Genomic DNA, 12,425 nt, shown 5'->3' with positions numbered 1-12,425 from the left:
TCAGCCAAACAAGTGTGAGGAGGCCAAGGCGACGCCGAAGCGAAATTTGACGCCCATGCGGTTTCCTTTCTTCGAGGTCAGGATTTCACAGCCGTCGCCGGCGTAGCAGGCCTCAAGCGGCTTCCCGCCCTCGAAGAAAGCCACGGTGTCGCCATCGATCGTGATCCGCTCGAATTGGTGCGATAGCCGATCTCGTAGCGCGTACTCATCTGCGCTCTGGTCGCCGCTCTCCGCCTTATAAGCCATGACTGGATCGAGCGTTCCATGGTCAGGAAGGGATAGACCAACTGCCAATCCCGGACCCAAATTCGACAGGGCGCGCTGCTTGATCTGGTCGTCCTCAAATGTAGATCGGCTGGACCGCGGGATCGTGGCTATATGCGTGATCTTTCTCAGCTGCTTGATCGTGGATCTTGCCGCTCCCGCCGACGGCCACGATGTGGAAGGGCTTGCCCTCCACGGCGATCTCGCCGTTCCTGGTGAACGATCCCGCCGACACGATATAGGGCTTGAGGGTCGGTCACGACGATGTTGTCCCCTGCCGCGGCGATGCACGGCCGTGCCCGTCCATCGAATAGAGGTCGTGAGCTTGAGCGAGTTGGCGATCTTGCCAGCCACGAAGCTTGGCGTTCTGGTGACGCTCAACAAGGCGACCGCAGCAATGGAACGTGCTGCCAGAGAAGCCGAATCCGTTGAGGCGGGCGGCAAGCTGCGGCCGCGCGTGCAAATCTGTAGGGTCAGGGAACTATTGAAGGGCAGAAAGCCCACGCTTCCACCTGTCTATGACATTATCTCTGCCGCTGCCGCCCGGCAGGTGGCCGCCGCGGTTGCCAACGCGACAGGAAATACGGGACCCGCCGTCCTTCAAATATTCCATCGCCGGCAGCGGACAGAAAGCCACGAACGATCAGTCGCCGACACCTGTGAACAAGCCGTGTGCGACATTGCAATCATCCATTTATTGGCTCAACTGCCCACATGGCCGTGAATGAACTGGATTTGTTGGTTTTCCAGATGGCAGTGGAAAGCGTCCGCTCACTCTGCTTGAGCTTCAATGACAAAGCGGCGGAGATAGCCGCGAGGAGCCGCGGAAACCTGCTTTTCGATGTGCGGATCGATGATGACGCCGAGGTCCAACGGCTCGCAGCCATCCGATATCGAGGTGGGCAGATTGGTGTGGTGACGTTGGACAGACAAGGCCTTATTAGCCGCTACTGCGTCGTCGACGGTACCTTCTCCCGCTTCATTGCACCGTTGGAGAATTGGACCAACATGCCGGTATCAATGCAGGCCAAAATCGATGTCACTCACCATGCCGGCCTCTTCCTAGGCGCGTTGCGAAATGCCGGTCATATGCTTCGCAACTAGGGCGGAACGCGTCTGTGGATCTTTGCACCCGCCTGGGCGTTTGAGCAGGCGGCTCATCGAGGTTCTGCAGCGCGCGGATGTGCCACGGCCGGGGTGATAGCCGCCTCTGCCCAACAGATCGCCGGCGAGGGCTTGTCGAACAATGAATGTCGTCAATTCACAGTCCGAGAAATGGTGTCTGGCTCACGAGAAGCACAGCGAATTGAGACTGAAACGCAGTCCAGCTGGGAAACCCAGCGCGAAGGCCGGAAGGTAACTTATCTGCGATAGAGGCAACGGGAAGGCGCCTTCCACTTATAAGGCAGCGCCCAATATGTCGGTACTCGCCTGAGGAATTCCCATGGCGGGCAGGGCTACCTCGCGATCCGATCTCGATAGGCTTGTTGTACCTCAGACCGGACTCGATGTTACGAATTTCCTCAGCGGCTTGCCCGCATGCCACCGCCAGCTCCCCGACCACGTGCTCACGATAGGCACGAACGATATGAGTCCCCTCCGACATAGCAGTCCTCGGGAATGCGCGAATATTGATACACCTCGAAGGAGAGCAACGGCGCGCCAAACAGCCTCTCATCGCACCAAGTCGTACATAGGGCGCATTCCTGTTCCGGCCGTCCCGGGCGATGCTCGATCCATCTCTCCAGAACAGCGGAGCAAGCCAGTGACGCCCACGAAGCTTCTGATTGGGCAGATCGCCATTGTGTTCGCCATCGTTCTCCTCGGCGTGTGGGCTGCCACGCAATGGTGCGCTCATATGCTAGCCTTTCAGGAACAACTCGGCGCGCCATGGTTTGTCGCGGCTGGCTGGCCGATCTACGAGCCGTGGAAACTGTTGGAATGGTGGTTCCAATTCGATGCCTATGCGCCCGAGGTATTCGACAAGGCGGGCATGCTTGCGGGCACCAGTGGATTCATGGGCTGTGCCGCTGCGATCGCTGGTTCCCTCTGGCGCGCGCGCCAGCGCGGCTTGGTCACCACCTATGGCTCCTCTCGATGGGCGGCGACGCGGGAGATCGAGAAAGCAGGGCTGTTTCAGCCGGCAGGCGTCTTCCTCGGCAAACTGAAGGACCGGTATCTGCGTCATGACGGGCCTGAGCACGTCATGGCCTTTGCGCCGACACGTTCCGGCAAGGGCGTCGGACTGGTTGTCCCAACCCTTCTCTCCTGGTCCGGCTCGGCCGTCATTCACGACATCAAAGGCGAGAACTGGCAGCTGAGCTCCGGCTGGCGGTCGAGGTTCTCGCATTGCCTTTTGTTCAATCCGACTGATCCGCGATCGGCCCGCTACAACCCGCTGCTGGAGGTACGCAAAGGTTCGGACGAGATTCGCGATGTCCAAAACATCGCCGACATTCTAGTCGATCCGGAAGGCGCGCTGGAGCGGCGGAATCATTGGGAGAAGACCAGTCATTCACTCCTGGTCGGCGCTATCTTGCACGTGCTCTACGCCGAAGAGGAAAAGACTCTTGCCCGCGTCGCCACCTTTCTGTCGGACCCGCAACGCTCGTTTGCCGCGACTTTGCGGCGAATGATGACGACCAACCATCTCGGCGCGGCCAATAAGCCTCAGGTCCATCCCGTCGTGGCCTCGGCGGCACGAGAGGTGTTGAACAAATCGGAGAACGAACGTTCAGGCGTCCTCTCGACCGCCATGTCTTTTCTCGGCCTCTACCGTGATCCGACCGTGGCGGCGGTAACATCGGACTGCGACTGGCGCATTGCCGATCTGATGGATGCGGAGTGGCCGATGTCGCTCTATCTGGTCGTGCCGCCATCGGACATCTCGCGCACCAAGCCCTTGGTGCGACTGATCCTGAACCAGATCGGCAGGCGGCTGACGGAGCGCCTCGAGGGTGACCCAAAGAAGAGCCGCAAGCATCAACTGCTCATGATGCTGGATGAGTTTCCGGCGCTCGGTCGCCTCGACTTCTTTGAGACCGCGCTCGCGTTTATGGCCGGTTACGGAATTCGTGCCTACTTGATCGCGCAATCGTTGAACCAGATCTCCAAAGCGTATGGCGACAACAACGCCATTCTGGACAACTGCCATTTGCGAATTGCCTTTTCCTCCAATGATGAGCGCACGGCCAAGCGAATCTCGGACGCGCTTGGCACGGCCACGGAACTCAGATCCATGCGCAACTATGCGGGCCACCGGCTGGCACCTTGGCTCTCGCATGTCATGGTGAGCCGCCAGGAAACCGCCCGCCCGCTGCTGACACCGGGCGAGGTGATGCAATTGCCGCCCGCGGACGAACTGGTGCTGGTTTCGGGATTGCCCCCCATCCGGGCCAAAAAGCTGCGATACTATGAGGATCACAATTTCACCGAGCGGGTGCTGCCTTCGCCGGTGTTGCGCGACGGACCCTACGCGGACTGCCCGATGTCGCGGCCGGACGATTGGACTGGGCAAGTACGCGGCGTCGACCGTCGTCTTGCGTCCGACGATGAAAGCGCTGGCGCCGCGCTTGCGGACGAGGGAGGTGTTCAGCAGCAGCGCCATCCTGGCCTACCCGAAGAACATACCGCCGTCACCCAGGAACCGGACCAGGACGATCTGTCCAGACCCGCAGACGATGATAGCGAGGCGATGGCGGACAAGCGCGTCATGGACCGGATCTCCACCGTCGCAGGTGCCTATGGCATCAACGAGGGAAGGGGCGATGATAAGGATATCGTCCCCGGCTTCTGAACGCTTTCCGCAGCTCGGGCGTATCTCAGCGTAGATAACGGCCGTAAGCAATTTTGGGCATCTCGATAATGCTTGTTCCGCCGCCGGCCCGCCAGCGCCGGCCAGTTGGAACAAGCGCATGAAGCCCCACCGCATTCGTCACCAGTTTCTGCTCGAACCGGAATTGAGCGAGAAGCTGGACAACCTCAGCCGCGATCCCTCGACCACAAAATCCGCGGTCGTCGCGAAGGCCGTAGAAGCTTTCATCGAGCGGCGTGGCGAGAATGAACTCGATCGGCGCTATGGCATGAGGCTGGACCGTCTTTCCCGCGACCTCAGTCACGTCAGGCGCGATGTCGACATGACATTGGAAAGCTTGGCGCTCTTCATCCGCTTTTCGATCACGCTTCATGCCCACACGCCTGTTCCGGACAAGGCGACACAGGCGATTGCTCAGGAGCGTTTCGACAAATTCGTCGAGCAGGTCGGTCGCCAGATCGCATCGGGGAAACGCTCGCTTGGCAAAGACAATGGCGGAGGAGGGGAAGGATGAGCGCTCATCCAGAGGCCGACCACCGACGCCGCGCCATGCTGCGCACCGCCATGGGTCCGACGATCACTGAGGCGCTGGCCGATCCATTGGTCATCGAGGTGATGGTCAATCCCGATGGCGCGCTGCGGCTCGACCGGCTGGGAGAAGGCCGAATCGATACGGCCGTGCATATGCATCCTTCCGAGGCGGAACGCATCATCCGCCTGGTCGCTTCCCACGTGCGTGCCGAGGCGCATGCGGACAATCCGATTGTCAGCGCCGAATTGCCGTCGGGCGAACGCTTCGAGGGACTGCTGCCGCCTGTCGTGCTGGCGCCTTGCTTTGCCATCCGCAAACCAGCCGCAAAGCTCTACACGCTGGCCAACTATGTTGCCGATCGCATCATGTTGCCGCTGCAGGCCGATGCGTTGATAAAGGCAGTCCGAGAACGGCGCAACATCCTTGTCGCCGGAGGCACGTCGTCGGGTAAGACGACGCTTGCCAATGCGCTGCTGGCCGAAGTCGCCGAATGCGACGAGCGAGTGATCCTCATCGAGGACACCCGCGAACTGCAATGCGCAGCAAAGGACTGCGTTGCCCTGAGAACCAGGCGGGGCTCGGTCACACTCGCCGATCTCGTGCGCTCGACGCTCCGGCTCCGCCCCGACCGCATCATCGTCGGTGAAGTCAGGGGCGCGGAAGCGCTGGACATGCTCAAGGCATGGAACACCGGGCACCCCGGCGGCATCGCCACGGTTCATGCCAATTCGGCGCGCTCTGCCCTCTATCGCATCGAGCAGCTTGCACAGGAAGCTGTCGTCACCGTGCCGCGCCGCCTCATCGCCGATGCCATCGATCTCATCGTCTTCATCGCGGGGCGCGGCTCGTCGCGCCGCATCGATGCAATCGCTGAGGTCACAGGTCTCGACGGCAGCGGCGACTACGCCGTCTCCCCACTCACGCCTCCGCAACTCCAGCAACTCTGAAAGGCCCCCTTATGCGCAAGAAGCTCCGCTTTCTTTCGTTTGCCGCGCTCGCGTTTCTTCTCACAGTTCCGGCGCACGCTGCCGGCTCCGGCATGCCTTGGGAACAGCCGCTGCAGCAGATCCTGGAATCGGTGCAGGGACCGGTCGCCAAAATCGTCGCGGTGATCATCATCATCACCACCGGCCTGACCCTTGCCTTCGGCGATACTGCAGGCGGTTTCCGCCGGCTGATTCAGATCGTCTTCGGCCTGTCGATCGCCTTCGCCGCATCGAGCTTCTTCCTCTCGTTCTTCTCCTTCGGCGGCGGGGCGCTCGTCTGATGACCGCCGGAGTGCAACATATCGAGGGCTTCGAGGTTCCCGTTCACCGGGCATTGACTGAACCGATCCTGCTGGGCGGCGCGCCGCGGGCGGTGGCGATCCTCAACGGCACGGTGGCTGCGGCCATCGGACTAGGCTTGCAGCAATGGATTGCCGGGCTAGTGCTCTGGCTTGGCGGCCACACGCTCGCGGTCTTTGCCGCAAGGCGCGATCCCGACTTTGCCAGCGTGCTTGTCCGTCACCTTCGCCTGAGGGGATGGCTCGCATGCTGAACCTTTCGGAATATCGCGGCAGGGCCGACCGGCTTGCCGACCATCTGCCCTGGGCAGCACTGGTGGCGCCCGGCATCGTGCTCAACAAGGACGGCAGCGTTCAGCGGACTCTTCGGTTTCGCGGGCCCGATCTGGAAAGCTCGACCGAAGCCGAACTCCTCGGCATCTGCGCCCGGGCCAACAATGCGCTTAGACGCCTTGGCTCCGGCTGGACATTGTTTTTCGAGGCCGAGCGCATCGAAGCGCTGGGCTATCCGTCCTCGCGTTTCCCGGACGCGGCGTCATGGCTGGTTGATGAAGAACGGCGTGCTGCCTTCGAAGGCAAGGTCGCGCATTTCGAGAGCCGCTATCACCTGACCTTGCTGTCCATGCCGCCACCGGACGCCCAGGCGCGGGCGGAAAGCGCGCTCGTCGACTCGCATCATTCAGAAGGCGAAAGAGACTGGCGCCAGGAGATGGCGCGGTTCCGTGACGAGACCGACCGTGTGCTGGATCTTCTGTCGGGCTTCATGCCCGAAGTGCGTCCGCTCGATGACGCCGAGACGCTGACATACCTGCACGACACGATCTCGACCCGCCGCCATCCGGTCGCCGTGCCGGAAACGCCAATGTATCTGGACGGCATCCTGGTCGATGTGCCGCTTACCGGCGGCTTGGAGCCGATGCTGGGTGAGCAACATCTTCGCACACTTACCATCCTCGGCTTTCCGAACCTCACCCGGCCCGGAATCCTCGATGCCCTCAATCATCAGGATTTCGCCTATCGCTGGATGACGCGCTTCATTCCGCTCGACAAGACCGAGGCCACCAAGACGCTGACCCGCTTGCGCCGGCAGTGGTTTGCCAAGCGCAAATCGATCGTCGCAATCCTGCGCGAGGTTGTAAGCAACGAACCCGTTCCGCTCGTCGACAGCGACGCCGACAATAAGGCGCTCGACGCCGATGAAGCACTTCAGGCGTTGGGCGGCGATCATGTCGGCTTCGGGTATCTCACTGCAACGGTGACGGTATGGGACGAGGATCGCCAAGCCGCCGCTGAGAAACTTCGCGCGGTCGAGCGCATCATCAATGGGCTCGGGTTCACCACCATCCGCGAAAGCGTCAATGCGGTCGAAGCCTGGCTCGGCTCGCTGCCGGGTCATGTCTATGCCAACGTTCGTCAGCCGCTCGTTCACACGCTGAACCTTGCCCATCTCATGCCGCTTTCCTCGGTGTGGGCCGGTCCTGCGGCGAACGAGCATCTGGCTGAAGTCACTGGACGAGAGGCCCCGCCGCTCCTCATCGCCGAAACCAGCGGGTCGACTCCGTTCCGGCTTTCTTCTCATGTCGAAGATGTCGGCCACATGCTGATCGTTGGACCGACCGGCGCCGGAAAATCGGTGCTGCTTGCCCTGATCGCCCTGCAGTTTCGTCGCTATGCCGGCGCGCAGGTCTATGTCTTCGACAAAGGCAATTCGGCGCGCGCGGCAACGCTCGCCATGGGTGGAGAGCATCATGTCTTGGGTTCGGACGGTGCGCTTGCCTTCCAGCCACTGCGCAATATCGGTGATCAGGGTAGGCGCAGCTGGGCAGCTGAATGGATCGCCGGCCTGATTGCCCATGAGAACGTCACCCTCACGCCGGAGGTGAAGGAGGCGATCTGGTCGGCGCTCAACAGCCTCGCCACCGCGCCGGCGCAGGAGCGCACGCTGACCGGTCTGTCGGTCCTGCTTCAGTCCAATGCACTGAAGTCCGCCTTAATGCCCTACACGCTCGACGGTCCCTTCGGCCGATTGCTCGATGCCGATGACGATCGGCTGGCCTTGTCGGATGTGCAGTGCTTCGAGACCGAGGAGCTGATGCATAGCCAAAGCGCTGTGCTGCCTGTGCTCACCTATCTCTTCCATCGCCTTGAGGAGCGGTTCGACGGGCGACCGACGCTGCTCATGCTCGATGAGGCCTGGGTCTATCTCGACAATCCGCTTTTTGCTGCCCGCATCCGCGAATGGCTGAAGGTGCTGCGAAAGAAGAACGTATCGGTGATCTTCGCCACGCAGTCGCTTGCCGACATCGCCGGCTCTGCAATAGCGCCGGCGATCATCGAGAGCTGCCCACAGCGCATTTTTCTCCCCAATGATCGTGCCGTGGAACCGCAGGCACGGACTGCCTATGAGCGCTTCGGTCTCAACAACCGGCAGATTGAACTGATCGCCCGGGCCACGCCGAAGCGGCACTACTATTTGCAGTCGCGCTGCGGCAACCGTCTCTTCGAGCTCGGGCTCGGCCCCATCGCGCTTGCACTTTGCGGCGCCTCGGGTCCAGCCGCGCAAAGCCTGATCGACAGGGTCCTGTCCGAGCACGGGCAGGACAGCTTTGTCTTTCGCTTCCTCGGCGCCCGCGGCCTCGATTGGGGGGCCGAGCTTCTCCAGCAATTCCCTCAACCAACCAAGGAGCAATCGTCATGATGCGGCGCCGCTTTCTCTCGGGCCTGATCACCCTTTCGTTGATCGCCAAGCCGATGGCCGACTACGTGCAGCCGGCCTACGCGCTCATCGTGTTCGATCCGTCGAACTACGCACAGAACGTGCTCACGGCGGCGCGCTCGCTGGAGCAGATCAACAACCAGATCCAGTCGCTCCAGAACCAGGCGACCGTGCTGCAGAACATGGCACGCAATCTTCAGAGTCTGGATTTTTCTTCGGTGGGTCAGCTTACCGGCTCGCTCCAACGGATCGACAGTCTGATGGACCAGGCAAGTGGCCTGAGCTTTGATCTCAACAAGCTTCAGGACCAGTGGCGTAATCAATATCCGGAAAGCTACGACGCCACGATCAAGGTCAGCGATGTAGCGAGCGCCGCACGTGACCGCTGGCAAAGCGCAATGCAGGCATTCCGTCAGACCATGGGTGTTCAGTCGCAGATCGTCGAGAATGTTCGCGGTGATGGCGACCTGCTTGCCGATCTCGTCAACCGCAGCCAAGGCGCGGCCGGTGCGCTTCAGGCAAGTCAGGCCACTAACCAGCTCCTTGCGCTTTCGACCAAGCAGCAGATGCAGATCCAGACGCTGCTCGCAACGCAGTTCCGCGCTGAGGCCGAGGATGCGGCGCGCAAGGCGCAGTCCGAGGAGGCCGCGCGCGAGACGACAAAGCGCTTCCTCGGCACAGGCACGGCCTATCCCAGCAACTGATCACCAATCTCTTGACGACGAGGAAGGCGGCATGAACGACCTTGGGGTCATTGATCGCTTCATGGAGACCTTCATCCGCTACATCGATAGCGGGTTCGGTCTGCTCTCGGGCGATGTCGCCTTCCTTACCACGACCCTGATCGGCATCGACGTCACACTTGCCGGCCTCGCCTGGGCATTCGGCGGCGAACCCAACATATTCGGCCGGCTCATCCGCAAAGTGCTCTATGTCGGCGTCTTTGCCTTCATCTTGAATAACTTCAAGAACCTCGCCGACATCATCTATCGGTCCTTCGCTGGCCTCGGCATCAATGCGTCCTCAGGCAATCTCTCCGCCGACAATCTCCTGCATCCGGGGCGCATTGCCGCAACCGGTTTCGAGGGCGCCTGGCCGCTTCTCGATCAGGCAAGCCAGCTTCTCGGCTTCCCAGAAATCTTCGGCAACGCGCTCACCATCTTCGTGCTGCTCGTGGCCTGGTTCCTGGTCATCATCGCCTTCTTCATCCTCTCCATCCAACTCTTCATCACCATCCTCGAATTCAAACTCACCACTCTGGCCGGATTCATTCTTGTGCCCTTCGCGCTTTGGAACCGGTCAGCGTTTCTCGCCGAGCGCGTGCTCGGCAATGTCATCTCGTCGGGCATCAAGGTGATGGTGTTGGCCGTCATCATCGGCATCGGCTCCACGCTCTTTGGCGAGTTCGCTTCCGCGCTGCAAGGCAAGGAGCCGGATCTGGCCGCCGCCATGTCACAGGTCCTGGGCGCCTTGGCGCTCCTTGGTCTCGGCATTTTCGGACCTGGGATAGCCTCCGGTCTTGTCTCGGGCGCGCCGCAGCTTGGCGCGGGCGCCGCACTTGGAACCACGGCAGCCGCAGCCGGTGCATCGCTCGTTGCCGCAGGCGCAGCATTTGCCGGCGCGCGCACGGCAACCGGCAGCGGTCTCACCGCACTCCGTGCCGGCACGACCATGGGGTCAGCGGCTTCTACGGCCTGGCAGATCGGGCGCGCAACATCGCCCGAGTCCGGCCTGTCCGGTGTAGCTGCTGGAATGCATGGTGTGACCAGCGCCGCCGGCGGCGCCGCAATGCGGGCGGCACGATCTGCCGCAGGGGGCTTCGGGCGCAGCGTTGATGCCGGGCGCGAAGCTGCCTGGACCGCGACCGGTGGTGCGCCGACCGCATCCATGACCGGAAGCCCTACTGGTCCGGTCGCTGATGCCGCGCCCGGCTGGGCCAGGCGCCTGCGTTCCGAACAGACAGCCCGTGCCCACCGTCACACCGCCATGCAGGCCGTCCGTGAAGGCGACAGGCCGGGAGGCAGCGCCAATCCCTCTCTCAACGACAAGGACGACTAAATGCTATTCAAGCGACCCATTCAACGTTATGGCAAGACGCCCGAGCCGGTCACGCCGTATCAGAAGGCCGCGCAGCTCTGGGACGAGCGCATAGGCTCATCTCGAGTGCAGGCCCGCAACTGGCGGTTCATGGCTCTTGGCTGTCTGACCTTGGCGGCCGGACTTTCCGGCGGACTCGTGTGGCAGTCGATGCAGAGCCGCGTCGTGCCTTACGTCGTCGAGGTCGACGGCTTCGGCGAGGCACGCGCCGTTGCGCCGGCAATCCGGGACTACGAGCCCTCCGATGCCCAGATCGCGTGGCATCTCGGCCGCTTCATTCAGAATGTCCGTTCCGTTTCCACCGATCCGGTGCTGGTGCGGCAGAACTGGCTTTCGGCCTATGACTTCGCCACCGACCGCGCGGCGCTCTTTCTCAACGAGTACGCCAAGGCGAACGATCCTTTCGGCCAGATCGGCACACGCAGCGTGTCGGTGCAAGTGACCAGCGTGGTCAGGGCTTCCGACAGCTCGTTCCAGGTCAAGTGGGCCGAGCAGGTTTTTGAGCGCGGCAGCCTTGCCAGCACGACGCGCTGGACCGCGATCCTCACCATCGTGATCCGCCCGCCAAGTAATACTGACCAACTGCGCAACAACCCGCTCGGCGTCTTCATCAATGCGATCGACTGGTCGCGCGAGCTCGACAGTGCTGCGCCGACGTCCGTTTCCCCAAAAGGAGTCCACCAATGAAGAATAGAATGTCGTCGGTCCGTGCCGTGCTGATCCTGTCGGCCTCTACAGCAGTCCTCTCCGCCTGCGCGTCGAAGCCGGTACCGCCGCCTGAGATTTCCTATGATGCTGCCGATTTCAAACCAGCCGCAATCGAGAAGCCGCCGGAGAAGCCGGTCAAGATAGTCGAGGTGCCAAAGCCGCTGCCGCTACCCGGTCAGTTACAGCCCAATCCGGGCAGGGTGGCCGAAGACAAGCGCTCTCCTGAAGAACGGGTCTCCGATGCCAATAAAGCAGCGACGCAGCAACCTACCAGGTATGGGTACATGAATGCGGTTCAGGTTTATCCATTCGCCGATGGCGCGCTCTATCAGCTCTACGCCGCACCGGAGCGCGTCACCGATATCGCACTCCAGCCGGGCGAGAAGCTAACAGCCGTGTCGGCCGGCGACACGGTGCGTTGGGTGATCGGCGATACTGTCAGCGGCACCGGTGACAATCAGCGCACCCATGTGCTGGTAAAACCCTTCGCGCCGGGGCTTACCACCAATCTGGTGATCACCACGGAACGACGCACCTACCATTTGCAGCTTCAAAGCACCGAGAAAACCTCGATGGCGGCGATCTCCTGGACCTATAGCGAGGACCAGATCATCGCGCTACGCCAGCGCAACGCTCAAGCCGAGGGTGCCATGCCGGTAGCTTCGAATGTGGCGCTCGAGAATATCCGCTTTCGGTATTCAATCACCGGCGACACACCACCCTGGAGGCCGACGCGCGCTTTCGACGATGGCAGCAAGGTCTATATCGAATTCCCCCGTCGCATTGATCAGGGTGAAGCGCCTCCTCTCTTCATCGTCGGCGCCGATGGCAATGACCAGCTCGTCAACTTCCGTATGCGCGGCAACTATTACATCGTCGATCGCCTCTTTGCTGCCGCCGAACTGCGCCTCGGCGCCAAACAGCAGCAAGTGGTGCGCATCACCAGGACTGACGGCCGGCAACCGCCGCGGCGGATTCCGCTCTTTGCGCGGACCAGCAGGTGAGGGGA

Annotated in this window: 13 protein-coding genes; 12 read left to right on the top strand and 1 reads right to left on the bottom strand. The window is 61.8% G+C overall.

The features are described 5' to 3' along the window. Positions 1-555 (bottom strand): ZinT/AdcA family metal-binding protein, encoded by a 555-nt coding sequence (locus LB557_RS31775; RefSeq protein WP_224713089.1) that lies wholly within the window; start codon positions 553-555, stop codon positions 1-3. Positions 556-589: 34 nt separating this feature from the next. Between LB557_RS31775 and LB557_RS19210 the strand changes: the two genes are divergently transcribed. The 12 genes from LB557_RS19210 (at position 590) to trbG (ending at position 12,420) form a co-directional block, all read left to right on the top strand. After that, the gene (locus LB557_RS19210; RefSeq protein WP_006329204.1) at positions 590-988 is read left to right on the top strand and encodes a hypothetical protein; all 399 of its coding nucleotides are present in this window, start codon (positions 590-592) and stop codon (positions 986-988) included. After that, entirely contained in the window at positions 979-1,368 is a 390-nt protein-coding gene (locus LB557_RS19205; RefSeq protein ID WP_027033449.1) for a hypothetical protein, read from the top strand. The genes LB557_RS19210 and LB557_RS19205 overlap by 10 nt, the downstream gene beginning before the upstream one ends. A 661-nt stretch (positions 1,369-2,029) precedes the next feature. Next, complete coding sequence (locus LB557_RS19200; RefSeq protein WP_006329207.1) at positions 2,030-4,060, top strand: conjugal transfer protein TraG; 2,031 nt, start codon at positions 2,030-2,032, stop codon at positions 4,058-4,060. 118 nt (positions 4,061-4,178) lie between these two features. Beyond that, on the top strand, positions 4,179-4,592 hold the full coding sequence (locus tag LB557_RS19195; RefSeq protein WP_027033450.1) for a CopG family transcriptional regulator: 414 nt from the start codon (positions 4,179-4,181) through the stop codon (positions 4,590-4,592). Beyond that, positions 4,589-5,557 (top strand): P-type conjugative transfer ATPase TrbB, encoded by a 969-nt coding sequence (trbB, locus tag LB557_RS19190; protein WP_010914019.1) that lies wholly within the window; start codon positions 4,589-4,591, stop codon positions 5,555-5,557. Before LB557_RS19195 ends, trbB begins: the two co-directional genes overlap by 4 nt. Before the next feature lie 11 nt (positions 5,558-5,568). After that, a complete protein-coding gene (locus tag LB557_RS19185) occupies positions 5,569-5,877 on the top strand; it encodes a TrbC/VirB2 family protein (RefSeq protein WP_010914020.1) in 309 nt (102 codons plus the stop codon). Beyond that, positions 5,877-6,149, top strand: coding sequence for a VirB3 family type IV secretion system protein (locus tag LB557_RS19180; protein ID WP_027033451.1), 273 nt, complete (start codon positions 5,877-5,879; stop codon positions 6,147-6,149). The genes LB557_RS19185 and LB557_RS19180 overlap by 1 nt, the downstream gene beginning before the upstream one ends. After that, a complete protein-coding gene (trbE, locus tag LB557_RS19175) occupies positions 6,143-8,593 on the top strand; it encodes a conjugal transfer protein TrbE (protein ID WP_027033452.1) in 2,451 nt (816 codons plus the stop codon). Before LB557_RS19180 ends, trbE begins: the two co-directional genes overlap by 7 nt. Beyond that, complete coding sequence (trbJ, locus tag LB557_RS19170; protein WP_027033453.1) at positions 8,590-9,315, top strand: P-type conjugative transfer protein TrbJ; 726 nt, start codon at positions 8,590-8,592, stop codon at positions 9,313-9,315. Before trbE ends, trbJ begins: the two co-directional genes overlap by 4 nt. Before the next feature lie 31 nt (positions 9,316-9,346). Further along, positions 9,347-10,669 (top strand): P-type conjugative transfer protein TrbL, encoded by a 1,323-nt coding sequence (trbL, locus tag LB557_RS19165; RefSeq protein WP_027033454.1) that lies wholly within the window; start codon positions 9,347-9,349, stop codon positions 10,667-10,669. Continuing rightward, positions 10,670-11,395 (top strand): conjugal transfer protein TrbF, encoded by a 726-nt coding sequence (gene trbF / locus LB557_RS19160; protein ID WP_010914023.1) that lies wholly within the window; start codon positions 10,670-10,672, stop codon positions 11,393-11,395. After that, on the top strand, positions 11,392-12,420 hold the full coding sequence (gene trbG / locus LB557_RS19155; RefSeq protein WP_027033455.1) for a P-type conjugative transfer protein TrbG: 1,029 nt from the start codon (positions 11,392-11,394) through the stop codon (positions 12,418-12,420). The genes trbF and trbG overlap by 4 nt, the downstream gene beginning before the upstream one ends. The last annotated feature ends 5 nt before the right edge of the window (positions 12,421-12,425 follow it).

Source organism: Mesorhizobium sp. BR115XR7A (genome assembly GCF_020165315.1).
In the GTDB taxonomy this organism is placed as follows: Bacteria; Pseudomonadota; Alphaproteobacteria; order Rhizobiales; family Rhizobiaceae; genus Mesorhizobium; species Mesorhizobium australicum.
The sequence above is the reverse complement of the archived record's forward strand: the minus strand, read 5'-3'. Positions and strand labels throughout refer to the sequence as shown.

Excerpts from the sequence above, each read along its gene's own strand:
- LB557_RS19180 (WP_027033451.1), top strand. The coding sequence starts at position 5,877 with ATGACCGCCGGAGTGCAACATATCGAGGGCTTCGAGGTTCCCGTTCAC.
- trbF (WP_010914023.1), top strand. The coding sequence starts at position 10,670 with ATGCTATTCAAGCGACCCATTCAACGTTATGGCAAGACGCCCGAGCCG.
- trbJ (WP_027033453.1), top strand. The coding sequence starts at position 8,590 with ATGATGCGGCGCCGCTTTCTCTCGGGCCTGATCACCCTTTCGTTGATC.
- trbB (WP_010914019.1), top strand. The coding sequence starts at position 4,589 with ATGAGCGCTCATCCAGAGGCCGACCACCGACGCCGCGCCATGCTGCGC.
- trbG (WP_027033455.1), top strand. The coding sequence starts at position 11,392 with ATGAAGAATAGAATGTCGTCGGTCCGTGCCGTGCTGATCCTGTCGGCC.
- trbE (WP_027033452.1), top strand. The coding sequence starts at position 6,143 with ATGCTGAACCTTTCGGAATATCGCGGCAGGGCCGACCGGCTTGCCGAC.
- LB557_RS19185 (WP_010914020.1), top strand. The coding sequence starts at position 5,569 with ATGCGCAAGAAGCTCCGCTTTCTTTCGTTTGCCGCGCTCGCGTTTCTT.
- LB557_RS19195 (WP_027033450.1), top strand. The coding sequence starts at position 4,179 with ATGAAGCCCCACCGCATTCGTCACCAGTTTCTGCTCGAACCGGAATTG.
- trbL (WP_027033454.1), top strand. The coding sequence starts at position 9,347 with ATGAACGACCTTGGGGTCATTGATCGCTTCATGGAGACCTTCATCCGC.
- LB557_RS19205 (WP_027033449.1), top strand. The coding sequence starts at position 979 with ATGGCCGTGAATGAACTGGATTTGTTGGTTTTCCAGATGGCAGTGGAA.